This is a genomic window from Pseudomonas sp. E1MeOHC2, from assembly GCF_058745025.1.
The window spans coordinates 43,566-66,724 of the sequence record NZ_CP196675.1 but is presented as its reverse complement, the minus strand read 5'-3'; the positions used below and the strand labels follow the sequence as shown (position 1 = coordinate 66,724).

Genomic DNA, 23,159 nt, shown 5'->3' with positions numbered 1-23,159 from the left:
CTGCATACGGGTCAGTTCGGTGTGCTGGACGGTGTCCGCAAGGTCGCGCAGCGCGCCGGTTTGGCAAACCGGGCGTGCAGTTGCACCAGCGCCACGCCTGACAGGATCAGGCCTGCTGCAACCCATGATGTTGCAGTGACCGGCTCTCCCAGCCATGCGCCGATCAGCAGTGCGACCACGGGCGGAATGTACGTCACCGCCGAGGCCGCCAATGCGCCAAAGGCATCGACGATGAAATAGTACGCAAGGTAAGCCGCACCCGTACCCAGCAGGCCCAGCCCGATCACCAGGCCAACCCAGGCGTGTGTGTCGGTAAACACTGCACCGATGCCATTGAGCGGCGTTACCACCAGCAACATCACCAGCGCCAGGCCGATCTGATAGCTGGTCAGTGCCGCCGCAGGTAGCCCCAATGGGCTGACGAAGCGCTTTGCATAAACGAACGAGCATCCCACGCTCAACGCCCCGAAAATCATGTAGCCGATGCCTGCAGGGTTGACGGCACTCTGTGCTGACCAGGGTTTGGCCACCAGCAGAATGCCTGCAAAGCCCACCCCGATCCCCAAGGTCTTGATGGTGTTGAGCGGCTCGCTGCGCAAAAACAGCCAGGCACACAGAAAGGTGAACAGCGGTATCGCGCCGCCGAGCATGCCAGCGATCCCCGTATCGAGCAGTGCCGTGCCCTTGGCGAAGGCAAAGTAGTAGACGGCGGTCGCGAGCAGCGACATCACCAGGAAGTGATGGGCGTGCCGCCAGTGCTCACGCCGCAATGCCTTGGTCGCCAGTGCGTAAAGCAGCACCGGCACAAAACCGAACAACACACGCAGCAGGGTAATCTGCAGGGGCGAGATGAGCTGGGCAGCCCATTTGACGAACATGAAGTTGCTCCCCCAGACGACACCGAGGAAGACAAAAGCAGCGATAGCGGTTTTTTTCATGGCAGGACCCTTTTAAGGATAAAGGATTTCTACTGGCGGGGGTCCTTACAGAGTTTCAAGGGGCTTGCCTCGACGCAGCGGAATGTTACAGCCTGCTTAGGCTATCAATGCTGCGTCGAAACAAGAGAGCCATGTTAACTTTTACTGCTCGATAGAATTTCCATTGTCACGGCAGGGGCTGATCAGCTCAGATCGCCTTCGATGATGATCAGCTCGCGAGGCGCCGCGCGCAGTGCAAACGCTTTGGCTTCTGTATAGGCGGGGTCGTCATAGCAAGCTTTTGCCTGGGTATAGCTGGCGAACTCGACCGCCAGTACACGGCTGCTGGTGTGCGACTCCACCAGCGCACCTGGGGCAAGCTGCTTGAGCGTTGCGCCGTACTTTGCTGCAATAGGCCCCCACAGCCGGCCATATTCCTGCTGGGCCTCTGTGTCGGTGACTGTGGCGCCCAAGATGATCCAGTAACCCTTCATCGTCATTCCTCGTGGTTTATCCCGGCAGCGAAGTGCTGTACCACTGTAAAACCGGTGTTCGCCCGCATGCCATCATGGATCGGCCAAAGAATGTGATGCTGTTCGCCGCCGGGGTTTGGCTCAGGTAAGCTCATGTTCGGGCAGCGCAATTACCAGGGAGGTAACGATGCCGCCACTTACCGATGAGCATGTGCTGGCCATCGCGCAGGAAAACCCCGTCAACCGGGCCTTGCTTTCGCTGTTGCCCACGCTGGGCATTCCTCACTGCATGCTGACTGCCGGATGCCTGTTCCAGACATTCTGGAATCACCAGGCCGGGCAGGCGGCAGAATGGGGTATCAAGGATTACGACATCGCCTATTTCGATGAAGACCTTTCATGGGAGGCCGAGGACAGGGTGATTGCGCGGGTTCAACAGGCCTGCGCCCACCTTGGCGTCAATGTGGAGGTCCGCAACCAGGCCCGCGTGCACCTGTGGTACGCCTCTAAATTCGGCGCCGCTTACCCTCAACTGCAACGGGTAACCGATGGCATCGACCGCTACTTGATCCAGTCGACCTGCCTGGGCGTGGATGTGTACACCGGTGCGCTGTACAGCACCCATGGCCTGGACGATCTGCAGCACAATGTGCTCAGGCCCAACACATTGAACCGGCAGCCTGATTTGTTCGAGCAAAAAGCGGCCAGCTACCGGGAACGCTGGCCGTGGTTGAAGGTGGTTTGCTGAGCGATCTGTTCATCAAGGGTGGTCAGCAAGTTTGAGCCACTGCGCGTAGGTGATACAGCTGATGTGTTCGGTACGATAGTCCTGAAGGAAGGGGTTGTATTTGTTTTCTTCGGTGTGGTGATGGCGGAACCCACATTTGGATTGGGCGGCATAGGACTGCGTGTTGTCAGCAAAATAGCCGCACCAGAGCGCCTTGAGTTTCAAGGTTTCGAACCCATGCCGCATGACTTCGCGCACGGCCTCGGGGATCAGCCCTTTGCCCCAGTACGGCACGCCGATCCAGTAGGCGATTTCGCCTTCCTGCTCACTGATCTGGAAGTTGCTGTTGCCCCCGATGAGAATGCCGACACAGCCGACTGCACGGCGATTTTCCTTCAGTTCGACTGCATACACTTCGGGGTGGTTGAAGACGGTGCGGATGATCTCGGCACTGTTCCGCACACTGGTGTGCGGGGGCCACCCCGCGATGGGGCCGATGCGCTCGTCCTTGGCAAACTCGTACAAGTCAGCGGCATCGGCTTCCTGCCAAGGGCGCAGCAGTAGCCGTTGTGTTTCAAGTTTCATGTTCTGTGCTCATCCTGGGTTGCTTGGGGAGTGACAGGGTAGTGGGCGGCACCTCATCGGTATACGTCAGTACCTCGGCGGTTTCGGTACTTTTCGAAACTACCGGGGCGGGCAGTGGTAAGCTCTATGCCGTTTAAGCGGGCAGCGTCGAGCCACTATGCAGCACATTCCGAAACTGGTTACACCTGACGATTCGATACGGCTGGGGGACACCACGCTCGCCGAGGGGGTGGGCGTACCGCTGTCTTTCGGCCATGCCTACATAACACTGCTGGTTTGCCTGTCTGGTAGCGCCTGTTTTGCGCTCAACTTCAAGGAACGGGCAGTCAGACGCGGTGATCTGCTGGTGCTGGCTGAGGACACCATCGCCTTGCTCAAGCGTCGCTCACGCAGCTTCAAGGCATTTTTCTGCCTCATGCCCAAAGCGTTTGCAGCGGAGGTGGCTTACCAGCTGCCCAACCCCCTGTTCGTCTTTTTGCATGATCACCCTCATTGCGTGCCAGCCAAAGAGGACAGGCCGCTGTTGGAGGGCTGGTTGGCGCAAATGCGCGATATTGCGCGGTGCTGCCCTTCGTACCGGCACATCATGCTGCGCAATCAGCTGCAAAACCTGTTTCTCAAGATCGCCGAACAGCTTCCGGCTCACTATCAGGGCGGCAGGCAATTCAGCCGTCAGGAAACACTCAGCTGGCGTTTCTGGGACTTGGTAGGCAAGCACTGCACGCGTTACCGCGAGGTCAAGTTTTATGCCGATGCGCTCAACATCACGCCGTTTTATCTGTCGCAGCTCAGCAAAACGTTTTTCAATGACACCCCAAAAGGCCTGATCGACCGCCAGGTGACCTTGGAGATCAAAGCCCTGCTTTCATACAGCACCCTGGCGATAGGCCAAATAGCGGACGCGCTCAACTTCGCCGACGCGTCTTACTTGTGCCGTTATTTCAAGCGCCAGACCGGGGTTTCGTTGTCCCACTATCGCAGGCAGGAGGATCAGTGTGGTTGAGGTCAAACGTGTTTTGTTCTGTGGGCGAGCGGCGAAGGCTGTGATAATGGGGGCAATCACAAGGGCCATGCCATGCTGACCATCTCTAATAACGTGCATCTGCCAGATGCCGACATCGAACTGACCTACATCCGCGCGCAAGGCGCAGGTGGGCAGAATGTCAACAAGGTGTCCAGCGCCGTGCACCTGCGCTTCGACATTCCCGCCTCGTCGCTGCCCGAGTTTTACAAGGAGCGGCTACTGGCGCTGCGTGACAGTCGCATCACCGGCGACGGCGTATTGATCATCAAGGCCCAACAGTACCGCACCCAGGAGCAGAACCGCGCTGACGCACTGGCGCGTCTTGCCGAGTTGATCATCACTGCCGGCAAGACCGAGAAGAAACGCCGTCCCACCAAGCCGACCCTCGGCTCGAAGACCCGCCGCCTCGAAGGAAAAGCCAGGCGCAGCACTGTCAAGGCGGGGCGGGGCAAGGTGGAGTTCTAGGGCTGCATCCGAAGGGGTATTATCCTGCTTGGACACGACAAGGACGACGACCATGCAAGTGCGCAAGCTGACCCACGATGACCTGCCCCACACCAGCGCCCTGTGCCTGGACGCATTCATGCAGGCCGTTGCACCCTCGCTGTCGGCAGAGGGGGTGGCAACCTTCGCCAAGGTGGCCGCGGCGCAGGCGTTTGCCGAGCGCATGGACGGCGACAACCTGATGCTGGTCTGTGTTGCGCAGGGGGCGATCGCGGGGGTGATCGAGCTCAAGGAAGGGCGCCATGTGGCGATGCTGTTCGTCGCACCCGGTTGGCAACGCCGAGGTGTCGGCATGCGCCTGATGGCCGCGGCACTGGAGCAGGCGAGGGAGGCGGTGGTAACGGTCAGCGCATCGCTGCCTTCGGTGGCTGCCTACCAACGCTACGGATTTGTGTTGGCGGGGGACGTCGGCGAATACGCCGGGCTGGTCTATCAGCCGATGGAAAAGCGCCTGCCTTGATCATCGAATGGCCGCTTGTGCCTGGCGCACCGGCAGCTCGACCCTGAACGTGGTGCCCACGCCGACCTCGCTGTGCACGTGGATCTCGCCGCAGTGGCGCTTGATGATGCCGTAGGACAGCGACAAGCCCAAGCCGGTGCCCTGGCCGACCGGTTTGGTGGTGTAGAAGGGGTCGAAGATCTTCTGCAGGCTCTGCGCAGGAATGCCGCAACCGTTGTCGGCCACTTCGATCCACACCTTGTCGTTGGCGCAACCGGTGCGCACGGTGATGGTGCCACGTTCCGCGCCCATGGCCTGGGCGGCATTGACCACCAGGTTCATGATCACCTGGTTGATTTGTGACGCCAGGCACTCGACCTCCGGCAACACACCGTATTGCTTGACCAGGTCGGCCTTGTACTTGAGCTCACTGGCCACGATGTTCAGGGTCGAGTCGATGCCTTGGTGCAAATTGGCCCATTGCCAATCCTGGTTGCTATCGACCCGGGAGAAATCCTTGAGGTCCCTGACGATCTGCCCGACACGGCTGATGCCGTCCTTGGACTCACTGATCAGCAGTGGAATATCCTCGAGGATGTACTCAAGCTCTATTTCGCTGCGCAGTTGCACCAACCCTGCCTTGAGCGTCGCTGTGTCGATGGCCGTCTCTGCGTCCTGGTAGGCCTTGAGCATGTCATGCAAGCGGCTGAAGTAGCTGTCCAGCGCCCCCAGGTTGGAGGACACAAAACCGATCGGGTTGTTCACCTCATGGGCGATACCTGCGGCCAGTTGGCCGAGCGAGGCGAGTTTTTCTGATTGCACCAACTGGCTTTCGAGCAGTTTGCGCTCGTCGATCTCGCGCTGCAGCGCCGCGCTGGCCTCGGTCAGCGCCTGGGTACGGCGTGCGACCCGTTGTTCCAGTTCGTCGTTGGCGACCACCAGGGCGCGGTTGACCCGGTTGATCTCGCCGAAGCTGCGCAGCAGCCACACCGCCATGTACAGCAACAGCAAGACCAGCAGGGTGGAGAACACCAGCAAATACAAGTGGTAGCGCTGGTTGACCAGGATTGCCGCACGCTCGTCGCGGTCGAGCATCACGGCAATGGCATCCAGGTGCCCTGCGACTGGCACTGCCCCGATCTGCTCAAGCAATTGATTGACCTTGGGTTGCTCGCGCAGGATCAGCGCAATGTGGTTGCTGAGGGTGTCGATGGGCGCATGGAACGCCAGCGGCAGGCGCTCTTTGTTGACCGCCAGCTTGTTCAAACCGACGAGTATGTCGGCTGCCTTGTCATCCGTGGTCATCTGGGCGAATTCCAGGCTGCTGAGCATCAGGTCGTAGGTGTCGGTAGAAATGGTGTGCAGGCGTAGCGCATCGGTATCGGCCAACTGGCCCAACTGCGCCTGGATGCTGTCGGCAGCGGCGGGCAGAAACGCCAGGGAGTTGCGCAGCACGGCGTTATGCGACTTGAAGCGCTCGACGTGTAGCGCCTTTTCTTCGAATGCCTGCTGGTAATCGGCGTAGGCCTGACGCCAGGCAGGGGTGTCACCGTGCTTGTGCCGGGTTTCGATGCTTTCGAATGCCCGCCACAGGCGCTTCATCTCGACCACGGGCGAGACCAGCGGGTCGTAGTTGTAGTTGATGGTCGTGCGGGCTTTGAGTATTTCGTTTTCCCATTGCGAGTCGTTTTGCTTGATTTGCCGAATCAGGTCACGGGCCTGGGCGTAGGTACCGCTCTCATCGGCCTTGGACATCAGGTACAGGTAGATCAGTACCGAGGCCAGCAGCGCGGCGCTGGTGGCCAACAACAGCAAGCTGCGGGGGCGGGTCAGCCTCATAGTGGTTTGCCCTCCCATTCACCGGTCAGGGTTTTGAGAAACTCAATGATCAGGGCTCTGTCTTCGGCGCTTGCCGTTCGCCCCAGTTGGTAGCGGAACATGACATCCACCGCCGCTTCCAGGGTCGGCGCCGAACCATCGTGAAAGTAGGGTGCGGTAACCGCGACATTGCGCAGGCTGGGCACTTTGAACACGTGCCGGTCTTCTTCATCGCCGGTAACGTTGAAGCGCCCCTGGTCGGCCGTGGTCGGGTTGCCGCGGTCGTTGAAGTAATCGCCCAGCACGCCGAACTTCTGCAGCATGTTGCCGCCGATATTGACGCCTTGGTGGCAGGCAATACAGCCGTATTCCTGGAAGCGCTGGTAACCGTGTTTTTCTTCCTTGCTGAGGATTTCGGTGTCGCCTTGCAGGTAGCGGTCAAAGCGCGAGCCAGGGGTCAACAGCGTGCGTTGGTAGGTGGCCAGCGCGTCCTGGATGGTGTGCTCATCCACCGCTTTGCCATAAGCCTTGGCAAAGCGTGCGCGGTAGCTTGGGTCTGCGCCAATGCGCTGGACCACCACCGCCCAGTCACTGCCCATTTCGCTTGGGCTCTGGACCACCAGGTGGGCCTGGTCTTCGAGGGTTTGCGCACGGCCATCCCAGAACTGGCGAAAATTCAGGCTGGCGTTGAACACGCTGGGGGTGTTGACCGGCAACGGTTTGCCATCGACCCCGAGCGAGCGCACCTGGCCGTCGGCGCCGCCTTGGTCAAGCCGGTGGCAACTGGCACAGGACAGGCTGGCGTTACTCGACAAGCGCGGGTCATTGAACAGCGAGCGGCCCAACTCGACCCGCTGCGGTGCCAGCACAGGTACTGCCGGCAATGGCGTGAGGGGCCCGCCTATGGCTTGTGCCAGGCCAATCGAAGGCATCAGGAACACCAGCACGCCTGCGCACTTACGAAATTGCCGGGGGTTAGGCATCGGGCAACCCTCCTTGGTAACAATGCGCTATGCCGCTGAGAATAGTCAGTACCGTGCGCTATCGCTAACCACTGGGGCAAATGTCATCTAGCCTTTGATCAAGGATCAGCTGAGCATCAGGTGCACGGAGGGGGCCATGGAACAATCAGTGATGGACGAGGTAGCCGATAGAGCCGTGGTGCTGCTGGTTGACGACGAGAGCTCGATTCTCAATAGCCTGCGCCGCCTGCTACGCGGCCAGCCCTATGATGTGCTACTGGCTGAAAGTGGCGCGCAGGCCCTTGAACTGCTTGAACAGCGCCCAGTCAACCTGGTGATCAGCGATGCACGTATGCCGGGCATGGATGGCGCCACCTTGCTGGCGCAGGTCAATCAGCGCTTTCCCGGCACCTTGCGTATCCTGCTGACCGGTTATGCCGACATGAGCACGATCGCCAAGGCGATCAACGACGGCCATATTCATCGCTACATCAGCAAGCCCTGGAATGATGAAGAGATGCTGGTGACCGTGCGCCAGGCCCTGGCTTTCCAGTATTCGGAAAGCGAGCGCCGGCGCCTGGAGGACCTGACCCAGGTACAGAACCAGCAGCTCAAGTTGCTCAACGCCAGCCTTGAGCAGCGTGTAGCGGCGCGCACCGCCGAGTTGCAGCAAACCGCCGACATGCTTGACCTTGCCTATGAAGAGCTCAAACGCAGTTACGTGACCGGCACGGAGGTTTTTTCGCTGCTGGCCAACCTGCGCCTGCCCAGGCCCAAACAGACCAACCGGCAAGTCATCGAACTGATTCGTGTGTACTGCACCCGCCATGGCCTGGACGAGGCCAGCAGCCGCGACCTGACCATGGCCGCCGCGCTGTACAACATCGGCAAGATGAGCTGGACCGACAGCATGCTGACCTGCCCGGTTGACCTGCTGCCGCTTAGCGAGCGCGACCTGTACCGGTCGTACCCGAAACAAAGCGAATCGCTGGTGATGACCCTGGAGCCGATGAAAGAAGCGGCGCAACTCATCCTGCACCATCAGGAGCGTTGGGATGGCAGCGGCTTTCCCGACCATCTCAAAGGCGAGGCTATCCCCCTTGGGGCGCGTTGGTTGAAGCTGGCAGTGGACTTCATCGAATTGCAACGCGGCCTGGTGCTGGAGCGGCAGATGAACAGCGATGAAGCATTGATGTACATCCGCAAATACGCAGGGAAGCTGTATGACCCAGGGCTTGTGGAGGATTTCGTCAAGGTCTGCGCTCAGTTCCTCAGCGATGTGACCCTGGCCGACCCGACGGTCCAGGCCCTGGGCACCCGGGAACTGGCCGGCGGCATGGTCCTGGTGCGCAACCTCAATGCTGATAACGGCATGCTGTTGCTCAATGCGGGCAAGGTGCTGAGTGCGGCGTTGGTGGAAAAGCTGATCGCCTTCGAGGAAATGGAAGGGGCCAAGTACAGTGTTTTCGTGAAAGTCCCTGAGGCGCTTGCCCTGAGCCAATCGTAGTCAGACAGCACATTGAGCGATGCCGTGGCTGAACGATTGGCCTCAGGTGCGGGCTCTGCTTAGCTTAGGTTTTGTACGAAAAGTATGGTCATCCATCGTTGTGGGAGCGGGCTTGCCCCGCGATCTGCCGCAACGCGGCAGCAAAGCCTGAACTCGCGGCGTCTTTGCACTATTTGATATCGGGTACAGGAGCGCTTCGCACTCCATCGCGGGGCAAGCCCGCTCCCACAAAACTTTTCATACAGCGCCTAGAAGCTGTACTTGAAGCTCGTCATTACATTGCGCGGCGTGCCATAAACGCCGTACAGGCCGGGTTGGCTGTAGTACGCGCGATCAAACACGTTGTTCAGGTTCACCGATGCACTCAAGTGCTGGTTGATGTCGTAGCGCGCCATCAGGTTGGTGACTGCGTAGCTGCCTTGGCTGAAGGTGTGCAGGTCGGCGCCGACCTTGCTCTGCCAGTTCACCCCGCCGCCGAGGGTGACCTTGTCCAGCGGCCCGTGCAGCCGGTAGCTGGTGAAGGTTTTGAAGCTGTTGCGCGGTAAGTTGGTGTTGATGCGCTGGTCGTCGGCATCGGTGGTTACCGAATAGGCGTAACCGGCGGACGCTTGCCAGCCTTCGGCCAGCTCGCCGTTCAGCTCCAGCTCGATGCCCTTGGAGGTGGTGTCTTGTTCGGCGCTGTAGACGTTGTCGTGTTGCCAGATGGCCAGGTTGTCCTGCTCCAGCTTGAACACCGCGAGGCTGGAGTTGAGCTTGCCATCGAGGTGGGTGCCCTTGATGCCGATCTCGTAGCCCACGCCTTCCATGGGGTCGAGCGGTTTGTTGCTCTCGTCGGTAACCCACGACCCTTGCGGGTTGAAGATCTTGGTGTAGCTGGCGTACAGCGACCAGGTGTCGTCGAGGTCGTAGACCACGCCGGCGTAAGGGATGAATACGCCGTTTTCTTCGCGATTCACGTGGGTTTCTTCGCCGCCATAAGGCCTGTCCGAAGTGTCGCGTTTCCAATTGATCAGGCGGCTGCCGACAATCAGGCTGAGGTCGTCGGTTACGCTGAAGCGCGAGGTCAGGTAAGCCGCATACTGGTCTTCGTCGATCGACGACTTGCCGCTTTCGACAAAGGCCGGTTTGGCCGACTTGCCATCCCAGGTGAAGAGGTTGTCGATGGCACCTGCGGGTGAGCCCGCGTAGTCATAGCGCCAGCCGCCCCAGCTCGGGGTGTTTTCCCGGTACTGGGACAAGGTCATGCCGGTGATCAGCTCATGCTCGCGACCGAACAGGCCGAACGGCCCGGTCACGTACACGTCGAGGTTGTCCTGGCGGGGTGTGCCAGAGAAACGTACCGGCAATTGCGACAGGCCGCTGCCATCGGGTTTCAACTCACCCATGGCAAAGTTGAACAGCTCGTCGAACTGGTTCTCGGCATGGGTGAGTTCGATCTTGCCGCTCCAGCCGTTGCCCAGTTGCTGCTCGATGGAGGTAAAGAAGCTGGTTTGCTCGTGATCGTTGTATGACCAGTCTGGTGCGGCATTGAGTGAACGCTTGAGGTCGGTACGGCCACCGGTTGAGAAGCGCGTGGGCAGGCCGGAGCGCAGCGGCGAGTCGATGTCGCTGCGCAGGTAACTGAAGCCCATGGTCAGCAGCGTGTCTTCGCTGAGGTCGAACTCGGTAATGCCGTACATCAGCTGCGACTGCTGGTTGTAGCGGTCAATCCAGGCTTTCTCGGTTTTGTAATCGGCGACGAAGCGCCCGCGGATGTTGCCGGTTTCGGTCAACGGCCCGGACACATCGAAACCTGTGCCGTAACGGTCCCAGTTGCCGGCCTCGCCGGTGATGCTGGCCTGGGCTTCGGCGGTCGGGCGCTTGCGGATCAGGTTGATCGTCGCCGAGGGGTTGCCCATGCCGCTGATCAGGCCGGTGGCGCCGCGCACGATTTCGACACGGTCGTACATCGCCATGCTCTGCGAGTAGTTGTCCAGGCGGGTGCTGGTAGGCACACCGTCGACCTCGTAGTTCTGGATGGCAAAGCCGCGCGACCAGTACGAGTCGCTTTCCGAACCCAGGCCATCGCGCACCACGGTGATGCCTGGGGCTGCCTCCAGTGCGTCGGTGAGGTTGGTCAGGCGCTGGTCATCCAGGCGCTGGCGGGTCATGACCGTCAGCGATTGGGGGGTCTCGCGTGGCGTGAGGTTAAGGCGCGTCGAGCTGCTCGATGAGTAGGTGGTGTAGAGCCCGGTACCTTCGGTGGTCGAGCCTGGCGCCTTACCCGAAATGGACACCGCACTCAGCTCCAGGGCACCTGTGGCACTGGCTTGCAGCGAATAGTTGCCGTTGGCGCCGCGGCTGGCCTCAAGCCCCGTGCCCGCGAGCAGTATCGCCAGGCCCTGATCGACATCGAAGTGGCCATGCAGCCCGGTCGTGCTGCGGCCCTCGGTCAATGAGGTGGGGTAGGACAGCAGAATGTGCGCGGTCTGGCCGAAGCGGGCCAATGCCGGTGCCAGGGGGCCTGCGGGGATGTCGAAGTCGGCCTGCGCCTGTTCGGCGGCCGTGACCCAGCCGGGCATCAGCAGCGGGGCGCTTGCGCTCATGCAGGCGATGCCCTGGACCACTGCGCCGGCGAGTTTTTGCGTGATGGATGATTGCCAGCCCTGGCGTTTGCGTGCGGTGCGATTCACGAGTGTTCCCCCATTGATTTGAAGATCTGAGGGTTAAGTCTCGTGAGACGCGAAATCGGACCACCCCGGCGCAACTTTTTTTGCGTCAGGCCATTCGCGGCTTCAAGGTGACCCAGTAGCGGGTGAAGTGCTGCACGTCGAGTTGCAAGGTTTCTGCCACGGCGGCAATGATCTTTTCGGTGTTATCCAGTGGGAACGTGCCAGATACCCGGAGGCTCGCCAAGGCAGGGTCGCAGGCCAGGTGCCCACGGCGATAGCGGCTCACGTCTTCAAGAAACGCCGCCAGGCGCTGGCCTTGGGCAACCAGCATGCCCTGGCTCCAGGCGGGGAGGGTGGGGGGCACGGCCTGCCGGGCCAGCAAACCCTGGCGGGTGAAGCTGGCCTGCTCCCCGGCCCCCAGCACGAGGGGCGAATCGGCTTGCAGGGCAGGCCGGACCGACACCGTGCCCTGATAAACGCTGACTTGGGTAAGCGGGCTGTGCAGCCGCACATTGAACTGCGCCCGCATCGATTCGAGGCGGCCATGCACGGTGTCCACCCACAGCGGGCGGCTGTCGGCGAGGGCGGGGCGGGTGATCAGCATCTCGCCGCGCAGCAGCCTCAGGCGCCGAGCCTGGTGGTCGAATGCCACATCGAGGGCGCTGTCAGTGTTCAGTTGCAACTGGGTGCCATCGGCCAGCGTCAGGCGCCGTTGCTCGCCGATGCGGCTGTGATAGTCCGCGCGCCAGTCCTGTACCAACGCAGCGTCTTTCAGGTACCAGGCGCCCGAACCCGCAGCCAACAGTAGCGACAGTTGCTTGAGCACATTGCGCCGTGATTGCTGTGGCCTTAGTGCCGCGTGGGCCAAGGGGCGTTGGCCTGGGCTGCGCATATCGTGCATGCGCTGGGCGAACACCTGAGTCCGCTGCCAGGCGTGCTCATGCAGCGGGTGTGCCTGGCGCCAGCTCATGCAGGCGGCCAGGGTGGCAGCCGTGACGGCCGGTTCCTGCAGTTCGAGGTGCCAATGCATGGCCTGCTCGGCCACTTCGCCAGGGATTGACGCGTTCATGGCAGGTCCAGGCTGTCATCGAGCATGATGCACAGCGCACCTGCCTTGACGATGTAGCGTTTGACCGTGGTGATCGACACGGCCAGGCGCTCGGCGATCTCGGCGTGCCCCAGGCCATCTACCTGCGACAGCAAAAACGCCTCACGCACCGGACGCTCCAGGCCATCGAGGGCGGCATCGAGGGCTATCAGGGTTTCCAGCAGGATTGCCTGGGTTTCCAGGCTTGGCGCCACTTGTTCAGGCAGCGTCGCCAGCGCTTCAAGGTAGGCGCGCTCAAGCTTTTGCCGGCGGTAATGGTTGCACAACACGCTCTGCGCCACCTTGGCCAGAAAGGTGCGTGGCGCGTGCAGTTGTGGCACCTGCTCTTTGTTCAATAGCCGGATGAAAGTGTCTTGCGCCAGGTCCGCTGCGTGTTGCGAGCAATTGAGACGCTGCCTGAGCCAACGCGTCAACCAACTGTGCTGTTGGCGGTAGAGCAGGGCGACATCGCACATCAGGGGTTCGGGGGATGGGAGCATGGAGTGCGGCCGCCGCAGGGGTTATTGTTGCAAACGATAATGCTTATCATATATACGTGCCGGGGAGCCCTGCAACAGCAGCACGCACTCAACGCCCTGGCCGCATCTGGTCCGATATAAAACTGCTGATAACCTTGAAGGCGCACACTCGAAGTAGCTCAGGACTTCTGAGCATTGAGAGGTGTGTATGACCACTGGCAAGCGCGTCACGGATATCGATGCCCCAGGTGTTGAACCTGGGCGAGACGAAGACTGGCCAACCGGGAAAGACGAAGACGATAGCGAGGATGAAAAACGTGCAAGGCCGGAAGATCGCGATGACTACCTCGACGATCAAGCGCCCAGGGAGAGCGAAAAAGGTTCAGGCCGTCCCGACCCCTCCAGAGCCTCTGCGGCCGAGCGTTACAGCTATCAGCCAAAGCAGAAGATCAGGCCTTAGGCACGATGTGTGTAGTAGTTAAACGGTAGGGCGCCCAGGCGGCAGGTAGGGAAGCAGACGCTCGGTCTCTTTCCTGACCACCGCGTAACACTCGCAACTGAGCTGCTCCAGGTGCGCCCTGTCGAGCACCCTGATGTGCCCTCGATTGTATTCGATCACCCCCAGCCGCTGCAGTTTGCCGGCGGCGTCGGTCACCCCCTCGCGGCGTACGCCCAGCATGTTGGCGATCAGTTCCTGGGTCATGCGCAGGCTGTCGCCCGACAAGCGGTCCAACGACAGCAGCAGCCAGCGGCACAGTTGCTGGTCAATGGAATGATGCCGGTTGCACACCGCCGTCTGCGCCATCTGGGTGATCAATGCCTGGGTGTAGCGCAGCATCAGCATCATCAGCTCGCCATGGCGGTTGAACTCGTCCTTGAGGCGCTGCACTGGCAGACGATAGGCATACCCAGCGCTTTGCACGATCGCGCGGCTGGGGGTGCTTTCGCCGCCCATGAACACGGCAATGCCGACCAGCCCTTCATTGCCCACCACCGAGATTTCAGCCGAGGCGCCGTTCTCCATCACATACAGCAACGAGACGATTGCATCGACAGGGAAGTAGACATGGCGCAGGGTGTCGCCGGACTCGTAGAGCGCCTTGCCAAGTGGCAGGTTGCTACGTTCCAGGTGCGCTTGCAGGCGGCCGAACGTCTCATCGGACAGGGCGGCCAGCAGGTGATTCTGTCGGGGGGTGGACGTGGCTTGCATGCTGGTGGACCGTGGAGGGCAACGGCTGTCGGAACAAGATTAGCCCAGCGAATACATGCTGCCTCCCGGTCGGCTCAGTTAATGGGCAAGGGTGACGGCTGGTAGTCGGCGATCACCTGGTGCAGCGCGCCATCATCCTTCAGCGTCAGCACCGCTTGGGTCAGCAGTTGGCCGTCCAGGCTCAGGCTCGGTTCGACGTTGGCGCCATTGCGCACTTCAATGCGGTAGTGGGCACTGCCAAAACGGTAGTGCAAGGTATAACCGGGCCAGTCCGCTGGCAGCAGCGGCTGAATCCGTAAGGTGTCACCGCAGCGCTGCAGGCCCAGCAGGCTTTCCACGATCAGCCGGTACATCCAGCCAGCGGAGCCGGTGTACCAGCTCCAGCCACCGCGCCCTGCGTGGGGGGCGACGGCATAGACATCGGCGGCCATCACGTAGGGCTCGACCTTGTACGTGTCGATCAACCCGCTGCAACCCTGGCGCACCGGGTTGATCAATCGCAGCAGTTCCCAGGCCTTGGCAGCATCGCCCAGGTGGGCATAGGCCATGCTCGCCCAGATGGCTGCGTGCGTGTACTGCCCGCCATTTTCGCGCACGCCCGGCAGGTAGCCCTTGATGTAGCCGGGGTCGAGGTCGCCGTGGTCGAAGGGTGGGTCGAGCAGTTTGACGATGCCGATGTCGCGGCGCACCAGATGCTGGTCCAGCGCGGCCATGGCGGCCTGTGCTCGTTGGGGCGGGGCAACCCCGGACAGCACCGCCCAGCTCTGTGCCAGCGAGTCGATGCGGCACTCCTGGTTGCTCGCCGAGCCCAGCAACTGGCCGTCGTCGAACCAGGCGCGCAGGTACCAGCCGCCGTCCCAGGCATGTTGTTCCAGGTGTTCGGCCAGGGTGGCCGCCTGTTGGCTGCACTGCAGGGCGAAGGCGCTGTCGCCGTGGCCCAGGGCGAGGCTGGCGAACGCCCGCAATACCTCGTGACCGAAGAAACCCAGCCACACGCTTTCGCCAAGGCCTTGTTCGCCGACGCGGTTCATGCCGTCATTCCAGTCCCCGCTGCCCATCAGCGGCAGGCCGTGGGCGCCATACTGCAAGGCATGCCCGAGGGCGCGCTGGCAATGCTGGTACAGGCTCTCGACCAGGTTCGCCTGGGTGGGCAGGTCGTAATAGGACTCTTCACCGGCATTCAACGCACGCCCCTCCAGGTAGCCGACCGGTTCGTCCAGCACCGAGCGGTCGCCAACAAGCGCCACGTAGCGGCTGGTTGCCAGCGGCAGCCATAGCAAGTCGTCCGAGCAGCGCGTGCGCACCCCGCGCTGCAGAGGTGGGTGCCACCAGTGCTGCACATCGCCTTCGGCATACTGGTGCGCGGCGCAGTCAAGCAGATGCTGGCGCGCCAGGGCCGGGGCTGCGTGGAGCATGGCCATGCTGTCTTGCAACTGGTCGCGAAAACCGATGGCGCCGCCGGACTGGTAAAAACCACTGCGCGCCCAGAAGCGGCAGGCGATTACCTGATACAGCAACCAACCGTTGGCCAGCACATCCAGGGACGGCTCCGGGGTTTCAATCTGCACGCTGCCCAGGGTCTCGCGCCAGTAGGCCTGCACCTTCTCCAGGGCGTCCATGGCCGCACGTAGCCCTCGGTATTGCTGCACACAGTGGCTGGCGGCCTCGGCGTTTTGCCCGGCACCCAGGCGGAACACCACCTCTCGGCTTTCGCCAGGCTGTAGCAGCACGCTGACCTGCACGGCCGCGCACGGGTCCAGCCCAGCGCCTGTACGCCCCGACAGCCGTGCCTGGCGCAGGCCGGCCGGGGCCTGGCAATCGCCATTGCGCCCGAGGAACTCGCTGCGGTCACAGGTAATGCCGTACAAGGGCAGGTCGCAATCGACAAACCCGACATGCCTGGAAAACGCCTCGGCATAACTGTTACGGGCGAACAGGGCGCCGCTGACCGGGTCGACCTCGCTGACCACGTGCATGGCCGATTTGCTGCGCAGGTCCCCCAGCACCCACTCGACGAAACAGGTCACCGACAACCGTCGTGCCAGCGTCGAGCGGTTGTGCAGCTTGAGCCGGCTGAACTTGATCGGCGCATCCAGCGCGACATGCACCCATAACTCACTGTCCAGGCTGTCGTCGGCATACTCGAACACGCTGTAGCCAAAGCCGTGCCGGGTGCGATAGCGGCCAGGGCCGGGGCAAGGCATCGGGGTTGGCGACCAATAGTGGCCACTGTCCTCGTCACGCAGGTACAGCGTTTCGCCGCTGGGGTCGCACACCGGGTCGTTGTGCCAGGGTGTCAGCCGGTACTCGTGGGCGTTTTCGTACCAGGTGTAGGCGCTGCCGGCCTCCGACAGCACGCTGCCAAACTGCGGGTTGGCCAGAATGTTGACCCATGGCGCCGGGGGCGGCCGACCGCGAACGTGGGCAATGACGTACTCACTGCCATCGGCGTTGTAACCCCCGTAACGGTTGGCGAGCATCAGTGACGGTGTGTCTACCAGCGACTGGCTGTCGGGCTTGGCCGGCGTGTAGGCCGGGGTCGCCTCGAACGCGGCAGGTGCAGGCGGCGTGCGGCGGTGATGCAGTTGCTCGGCCAGCGTGCCATGGCTGTCGCTGAGTACCAGCCGGGCCACCGAAAGGGTAAGGGTGCGGTCTTGCGCCGACAGTTGCTGCGCGGGGCGCACGAAGATACCGCCGGGGCGATCGAGCAGCGCGGCCTCGCTGCCGGAGGTGACGATGCCCATGATCAGGTCCTGCAATTGCTGGCGATAACCGGCCTGGTCTTCGTTCCAGATCACCAGGTCCAGCGCCAGGCCCTTCTGCCGCCAATAGGCATGGGCAAGCACCATCTGCTTGACCAGGTGGAGGTTGGCCGGGTCAGCAATCTGTACCAGCACGATCGGCAAGTCCCCCGACAGCCCTTGGCCCCACAGCCCGGATTGGCTGCGACGGTTGCTGACCAAAAGGGCGCTACTGGCCCGCAGCGCGGCGTTGGGGTAGATCACCGACGCGGCCATCTGCTCGAACAGCCGGGCATCGTTGAGCGACCCGTTGAGCTGACGCAACTGCACCTGGCTATGTGGCCAGGCGAGGTCGAACACCCGGTCGGCCAAGTGGCGATCGCGGTACTTGGCGATCTGCTGCAGGCAGGCATCGCGGCTGTCAGTTGCACCGGTGACCAGGTCGACCGTGGCTTTCTGGCCAGGCGCCAGGCTGATGCGGCAGCGGATCGCCACGATCGGGTCGAGTACCGCCCCGGCGCTGTCGGACAAGGCCTCGGTTTGGCGGTCCAGTGCCGCTGGGGCCACCAGGGTGCGGCCACGGCCTATGAAACGGGCGCGGTCGGTTTCGTAGGAGACGGCATCGATATCGGCGCCATGCACGGCCAGCACATGGCACATCCACGGCACTGCGTCCTGCTGCGAGCGCGGCCGCCGGGTGCAGATAATGGCTTGCAGCGGGCGGACCAGTTCGGTCTGCACGAACAACTTGCTGAACGCCGGGTGCAGGGCATCGCTCAGGGCCGGTGCCAGCACCACCTCGGCGTAGCTGGTCAGCTCCAGGGTGCGCTGTTCGTCACCATGATTGGTCAGGTGCAGGCGTCGCAGTTCGATGTCGTCCTCGGGCGAAACGGCTATTTCGGTATGGCAGTCGAAGTCGCCTTCACGGATGCGGAATTCGGCGCGGCCATCACTGAATATCGCCTCCTGGTTTTTGCCGCGGTGCCGCGTCGGTTGGTAGGTAGTTGACCAGAATGCACCGCTGGTGACGTCCCGCAGGTAACAGAAACTGCCCAGGTCATCGCGGCTGGCGTCTTCGCGCCAACGGGTCAGCGCCAAGCCATTGCGCTGGCTGTAACCACTGCCGACGTGGTTGACCATGACGTGGTAGCGGCCATTGGAAAGCAGTTGCACGGCGGGGTGTCGCCGATTCGGCTCGCTGAATACCCGTAGCCGCGTCTCGCCCGTGTGGCCTGCCGCTTCCATGGCCGGTGCCTGCAGGGTATGCAGGTAGGGCGCGGCTGTCTTCGGTACGCGCTCCTGTAACAGCAGCATGCTTGCCTGAAATGGCGGCTCTGAGGCAAAGCGCCGTTGCATGGGTTTATCCAGCAACAGGGATGTCAGGGCCAGCAAGCTCATGCCTTGGTGGTGGGCCATGAACGAGCGGATTACCACCGCGCTCTGCCCCGGGGGGAGCCGTGACTCGCTGTAGTCGATGGCCTCGTACAACCCGAAGCGGCCAGCCAGCCCAAGCGTGCTCAGGCGCTGCAAGTTTCGGCACGCGGCGCCGGGCGCCACCAGCAGGGCGAGCGCACTGGCGTAGGGCGCGACCACCCGCTCTTCACCCAGGCCGCGCTTGAGACCCAGGCCCGGTACACCAAACGCCCGGTACTGATAGTTCAGGTGCGCGTCCAGGGCGTTATAGGCCGACTCGGAAACGCCCCAGGGGATGCCCAGCGCGTTACCGTGATCGATCTGCCGGTCGACCGCCGCCTGGCAGGTCTGGTCGAGCAAGGTGCCTTCGTAGCTCGGCATGACCAGCAGCGGCATCAGGTACTCGAACATCGACCCTGACCAAGACAGCAACACCGGCACGCCGGCATTGCTGGTCAGTAGCCGGCCCAGGGCGAACCAGCTGGCCTGGGGCACCTGGCCCTGGGCGATGACGACGAAGTTGGTCAGGCGCATTTCCGATGCGAGCAAGTCGTAGAATGCTGAATCGAGCCGATGCTCATCGGCGTTGTAGCCGATGGCGAACAAGTCGCGCTGGCTGTCGTAGAGGAAGGTGAAGTCCATGTTGGCCAGAGTCGCGATCCGCAGCGCCAGGCTTTGCGACTGTGCGATACGCTGGCCTGCCAGCGCACGCACAGTGGCCACGGCCAGGCGTTCCGCGCTTGGCCACAGGTCCTGCTCCAGCTGTGCCAACTGGCGCCAGCTCGGCGCTGCCTGAAACCCTGGGTCATGACCGGGTGGCAGCTGGAACGCTTGCAGCTCGCGACCCAGGTCCAGGCATTGCTGATGCAGGGCCTGGAGCCAGAATTGGCAATCGTCGGTGTCGCTGGCCTCGCCCGATCGCGGGGTGTACTGGAGGGTCAGCGCCTGTACCTGCTCGGCGAGCCGTTCCAGCAACGTGGCAGGTAGTGGGCCTGGCCGCTCATGGGCTTGCCTGAGCTGTTTACCCAGGGTCTCCAGCGAATCGTCAGCACGGCCTGCGGTGGTGAACGTTTCGCGCAGGATGTCGAGGGTGTCCAGCAGCCCCTGGCTCAGGCGGCGGTCCAGCACGGGGGTATCGGCCATCGCCAACAGCCCTGGCTTTAGCGTCAGCAGCAGGGCTGCCAGGTTGCCGCTGTCCACCGCAGAAATATAGAGCGGGTGCAATGGCGTGCGGGACTGGGTCTCGTACCAGTTGTAGAAATGCCCCTTGTAGCGCTCCAGGTGGTCCAGGCTGTCGAGCATCTGCGTCAGGCGCTGGAACAGTCGGTCGGCACTCAGGTAACCAAAATCATGGGCGGCCAGGTGCGAGAGCAGGGCCATGCCGATGTTGGTCGGTGACGTGCGGTGAGCGATGCTGGGAAACGGCGGATCCTGCAGGTTGTCAGGTGGCAGCCAGTTGTCGGCAGGCCCTACATGGCGGTCAAAGAACGCCCAGTTGCGCCTGGCCAGCCGATGCAGAAAGCGCAGGTCCTGGGGCTGCGGTGTGAACACGCGGCGCCCCCGCGTACGGCTGAGCCACCAGGCCAGGGCCGGGCCGAACAGCCAGAGGGCGAGAATGGGGGAGGCCAGCAGCAGGACACTCGGGCGCATCGCCAGCGCGCCCGTCAGCACAAGCACCAAGGCTGGCTGCGCCCATTGTTCGCGGTAGACCGCCTGCAGCGTATCGGCACTGTTGCGTTCATCCTCCCTTGACGGGTTCCATTGCAGCAACCGGCGTTTGCTCACGGCCAGCCGCCACAGTGTGCGGGCGATGGCATCCAGGCTGTAGCGGGTCTCGAACGGCAACCAGGCCAGCGACAACCCGGCGCGCACGAAGTAGATGCCAGAGGTATGCAGCGCCGCAAGCAGGTGCTCGGCCAGCGGCACTTCGGTGGTTTTGCGTACCAGCTCAAGCAGTGTGTCGAGCAGCGGGCGGGTCAGCAGCAGGCCCAGCAGTGCGAGGGTCCAGAGCAGCGCCGACGTGCTCGCCAGCCAGCCCCACAGCAGGGCTGTCAGCAGCGCGGCGGGTTCCAGGCTGCGGCGCAGGTTGTCGAGAATCTTCCAGCGCGACAATGCGCTCAGCCGGCTCTGCGCCTGGCCTTCGACCCCGGTGCGCAGCCAGGGTACAAGCCACGGCAGCAGTTGCCAGTCACCCCGTATCCAACGGTGGCGGCGCTTTACATCGGCGCTGTAGCGTGCCGGATACGCCTCGAACAATTGCACATCACTCAGCAGCCCGGCATGGGCGTAGCAGCCTTCAATCAAGTCGTGGCTGAGTACCCGGTTGTCAGCAAAACGCCCATCCAGTGCCTGTTCGAAGGCATCCACTGCGTAGATGCCTTTGCCGATGAAGGAGCCACTCAGGAACAGGTCCTGGTACACATCCGACACCGCCCGCGTGTAAGGATCGACCCCGGCATCGCTGCCGAACAGGCGCGCGTAGATTGAGCGCGACACGCTGGGCAGGCTGATGCCCACCCGCGGTTGCAGGATCGCGTAGCCAGAAAGGATGCGACCGGTTGTTGCATCGAAATGTGCGCGGTTCAAGGGGTGCTGCATGGCGCCGACGAACTTCTGCGCCACATCGCGTGGCAACTGGGTGTCGGTGTCCAGGGTGATGACATAGCGCACCCGATCAAGCGCGCGCAGGTCGCCGACGATGCGCATGAAACACTCGCCCCCGCGTCCGCGCAGCAGGGCATTGAGCTCGGCGAGCTTGCCGCGCTTGCGTTCACGGCCCATCCAGCATTGCTCTGTGGCGTTCCATACCCTCGGCCGATGCAGCAGGAAGAAGCGTTCGCTGCCAGGGCTTGGGTACTTCAGGTTCAGCGCACGAATACCGTCACTGGCGAGGTCGAGCAAGGCCATGTCTGCGGCGCAGGTCTGCGTGGGGGCATCCATGAAGTCACTCAAAAGCGCGAAGTGCAGGTGTTCATCACGGTTGGCCAGAAAGCGCACCTCAAGCCCTTCGACCAGTTCCTCGACATCGCCGGCAGTGCTCAGCATGCTGGGCACCGCGACCAGGGTCCGGGCTTCGACGGGAATGCCCGAGGCGTAGTCCAACCGTGGCAAAAACGCAGGTTTCACGGTCAGGGTCACCAACCAGTTGACCAGGCCAATGGCCAGCCGGCTGGTGGTCAGCAGAATGGGCAGGGCCATGGCCGCCAGTACCCAGGCAGGCCAGCCTTCGGCGGCAATGCCAACGACGAAGCCCCAGGCCAGCAGGCCCGATAGCAGCGCTGACGGCACCAGGTAGAACGCCAGCGGTGCCCGGTGCAACAGGCGCTGCCAGCGCTCGGCCAGCGCTACCCGCGCAGCAAGCTGGCGTTCGAGCAACGTCAGGCCAGCGCCTGCCAGGTAATAGCCGACGTGGGCTGTCTGCCCGCGCGGCGCTGCGCTTGTGGCACGGGCAAGCTCGATTGCCGTGCGTGCCACCTGTTCTTCACTGAAGGCGCTGTGCCGCGCCAGCTGTTCGACGATGTGCCGATAGTGATCGCGGCTGGCGAAGTCCATGGCCGCATACACCGCAGCTGGGTCTTGCCCGAGGATCTGCTCGACATGGCTCAGGTGCTCGACGAACAGCCGCCAGTCAACGGTCGAGAGCAGCCGCAGGCTGCCGATGCTGTTGCTGATGGACACCTGGTCGATGGCCTGCTGTTGCGCATCGAGCTGCACATGGCGCTCGATGCTCAGTGCCGACTCGCCGAGCAACTGTTCGATCCAGGCCAGTGGCTGAGTCAGCGTGCTGCTGTGGCCTTGTAGCCGCCGGGCGAGTTCGGCGACGAAGGCGGCTGTCATCGGTGGGTCCGAGCGGGCCATGTCTGCCACCACCAGCACCACGCTCTTGGCATCACGCTCGGCGGTTTCGCTGAGCTTGTCGGCCCAACCGTTGGCCAGGTCCCGATCCGCCCAGTTGGCCATGACCCTGGCCGCAACACGGCGCAAGTTTTCGATCAGCGCCAGCCTCAGCATGATCGGGATCGCCCAGAGCTCGCCGAGGGTCAGTGTGGCCGTCTGCTGATAGGCCTCGACGAAATGGCTCAGGCTCTCGGCATCGACCCGGCCGTCGCCATGGCAGATGGTCTCCAGTGCGATGTCATAGACCCGCGGCAATCCGCTTGAGGCCCCATTGTCCAGGCGTGGCAGTTGCAGGCTGTAGTCTGCCGGCAGGTGGCGTTTGGCGATGCGGATATGGCTTTCGACCAGGTAGAAGTTGTCGAGCAGCCACTGCGCGGCAGGCAACGTCGGGCGCGAGTCGGGCAGGGCGGCGGCGAGGGCAGAACAGCTTGCGTTGAGCATGCGTTCGTTATCAGCCAGGCGCACGAGCAGCGAGTCGTCGGCAGGCAACTGGCTCAAACGGTGCTGGCCCGCGAGCCAAGTGCCATGGTCGGCCAGTTGCTTGGCGCTGTAGAGCTCCGAACGCAGCAGGCTTTCGTAGGTGAACGTGTGCTGCGGCGCACGCCAGCGCCGGGCACGGTTGGTCAGGCGTTGCACGTAGGTGAGTGCGCGAAGCCAGGCGTTGTCCATGGTGGGTTGGGCGCTGTTAGCTGGCCGGTCAGGTACTCAGTGTGCGCGCGGCGGGC

At 62.6% G+C, this 23,159-nt stretch carries 16 protein-coding genes; 6 read left to right on the top strand and 10 right to left on the bottom strand.

What is annotated here, in order from left to right:
• Positions 1-11: 11 nt before the first annotated feature.
• Positions 12-938, bottom strand: a complete 927-nt coding sequence (locus ACSSU5_RS00250; protein WP_492560339.1) for a DMT family transporter — start codon at positions 936-938, stop codon at positions 12-14.
• A gap of 182 nt (positions 939-1,120) precedes the next feature.
• On the bottom strand, positions 1,121-1,411 hold the full coding sequence (locus ACSSU5_RS00245; protein WP_492560338.1) for a DUF1330 domain-containing protein: 291 nt from the start codon (positions 1,409-1,411) through the stop codon (positions 1,121-1,123).
• Between the two features lie 166 nt (positions 1,412-1,577).
• Between ACSSU5_RS00245 and ACSSU5_RS00240 the strand changes: the two genes are divergently transcribed.
• Positions 1,578-2,138 carry a nucleotidyltransferase family protein gene (locus ACSSU5_RS00240; protein ID WP_264312821.1) on the top strand — a complete coding sequence of 187 codons (561 nt, stop codon included), beginning with the start codon at positions 1,578-1,580 and terminating at the stop codon, positions 2,136-2,138.
• 12 nt (positions 2,139-2,150) lie between these two features.
• On the opposite strand, the gene ACSSU5_RS00235 is transcribed toward ACSSU5_RS00240, so the two are convergent.
• Positions 2,151-2,702, bottom strand: coding sequence for a GNAT family N-acetyltransferase (locus ACSSU5_RS00235; protein WP_492560337.1), 552 nt, complete (start codon positions 2,700-2,702; stop codon positions 2,151-2,153).
• Between the two features lie 157 nt (positions 2,703-2,859).
• Here ACSSU5_RS00235 and ACSSU5_RS00230 point away from each other — a divergent pair, with 157 nt between their 5' ends.
• From ACSSU5_RS00230 to ACSSU5_RS00220, 3 genes are all read left to right on the top strand, one after another.
• Positions 2,860-3,705, top strand: a complete 846-nt coding sequence (locus ACSSU5_RS00230; RefSeq protein WP_492560336.1) for an AraC family transcriptional regulator — start codon at positions 2,860-2,862, stop codon at positions 3,703-3,705.
• A 72-nt stretch (positions 3,706-3,777) separates the two neighbouring features.
• Positions 3,778-4,191, top strand: a complete 414-nt coding sequence (gene arfB, locus ACSSU5_RS00225) for an alternative ribosome rescue aminoacyl-tRNA hydrolase ArfB (RefSeq protein WP_033701529.1) — start codon at positions 3,778-3,780, stop codon at positions 4,189-4,191.
• Between the two features lie 52 nt (positions 4,192-4,243).
• Positions 4,244-4,690 (top strand): GNAT family N-acetyltransferase, encoded by a 447-nt coding sequence (locus tag ACSSU5_RS00220; protein WP_492560335.1) that lies wholly within the window; start codon positions 4,244-4,246, stop codon positions 4,688-4,690.
• Here the strand turns inward: ACSSU5_RS00220 and ACSSU5_RS00215 are convergent, their stop codons facing one another.
• The gene (locus tag ACSSU5_RS00215) at positions 4,691-6,508 is read right to left on the bottom strand and encodes a DAHL domain-containing protein (protein ID WP_492560334.1); all 1,818 of its coding nucleotides are present in this window, start codon (positions 6,506-6,508) and stop codon (positions 4,691-4,693) included. It abuts the gene before it with no gap.
• On the bottom strand, positions 6,505-7,419 hold the full coding sequence (locus ACSSU5_RS00210) for a cytochrome-c peroxidase (RefSeq protein ID WP_264313907.1): 915 nt from the start codon (positions 7,417-7,419) through the stop codon (positions 6,505-6,507). Before ACSSU5_RS00210 ends, ACSSU5_RS00215 begins: the two co-directional genes overlap by 4 nt.
• 187 nt (positions 7,420-7,606) lie before the next feature.
• Between ACSSU5_RS00210 and nosR the strand changes: the two genes are divergently transcribed.
• Positions 7,607-8,956, top strand: coding sequence for a response regulator c-di-GMP phosphodiesterase, NosR family (gene nosR, locus ACSSU5_RS00205; protein ID WP_492560333.1), 1,350 nt, complete (start codon positions 7,607-7,609; stop codon positions 8,954-8,956).
• A gap of 248 nt (positions 8,957-9,204) precedes the next feature.
• Here the strand turns inward: nosR and ACSSU5_RS00200 are convergent, their stop codons facing one another.
• From ACSSU5_RS00200 to ACSSU5_RS00190, 3 genes are all read right to left on the bottom strand, one after another.
• Complete coding sequence (locus ACSSU5_RS00200) at positions 9,205-11,541, bottom strand: TonB-dependent siderophore receptor (RefSeq protein WP_492561290.1); 2,337 nt, start codon at positions 11,539-11,541, stop codon at positions 9,205-9,207.
• A gap of 172 nt (positions 11,542-11,713) precedes the next feature.
• Positions 11,714-12,676 (bottom strand): FecR domain-containing protein, encoded by a 963-nt coding sequence (locus ACSSU5_RS00195; RefSeq protein WP_492560332.1) that lies wholly within the window; start codon positions 12,674-12,676, stop codon positions 11,714-11,716.
• Positions 12,673-13,194 (bottom strand): sigma-70 family RNA polymerase sigma factor, encoded by a 522-nt coding sequence (locus ACSSU5_RS00190; RefSeq protein WP_264312828.1) that lies wholly within the window; start codon positions 13,192-13,194, stop codon positions 12,673-12,675. Before ACSSU5_RS00190 ends, ACSSU5_RS00195 begins: the two co-directional genes overlap by 4 nt.
• A 187-nt stretch (positions 13,195-13,381) precedes the next feature.
• Between ACSSU5_RS00190 and ACSSU5_RS00185 the strand changes: the two genes are divergently transcribed.
• Positions 13,382-13,633, top strand: a complete 252-nt coding sequence (locus ACSSU5_RS00185) for a hypothetical protein (RefSeq protein ID WP_264312829.1) — start codon at positions 13,382-13,384, stop codon at positions 13,631-13,633.
• Positions 13,634-13,651: 18 nt separating this feature from the next.
• Here ACSSU5_RS00185 and ACSSU5_RS00180 read toward each other — a convergent pair whose 3' ends face one another.
• A complete protein-coding gene (locus tag ACSSU5_RS00180; RefSeq protein ID WP_492560331.1) occupies positions 13,652-14,383 on the bottom strand; it encodes a Crp/Fnr family transcriptional regulator in 732 nt (243 codons plus the stop codon).
• A 74-nt stretch (positions 14,384-14,457) separates the two neighbouring features.
• On the bottom strand, positions 14,458-23,103 hold the full coding sequence (locus tag ACSSU5_RS00175) for a glycoside hydrolase family 94 protein (RefSeq protein WP_492560330.1): 8,646 nt from the start codon (positions 23,101-23,103) through the stop codon (positions 14,458-14,460).
• Between the last annotated feature and the right edge of the window lie 56 nt (positions 23,104-23,159).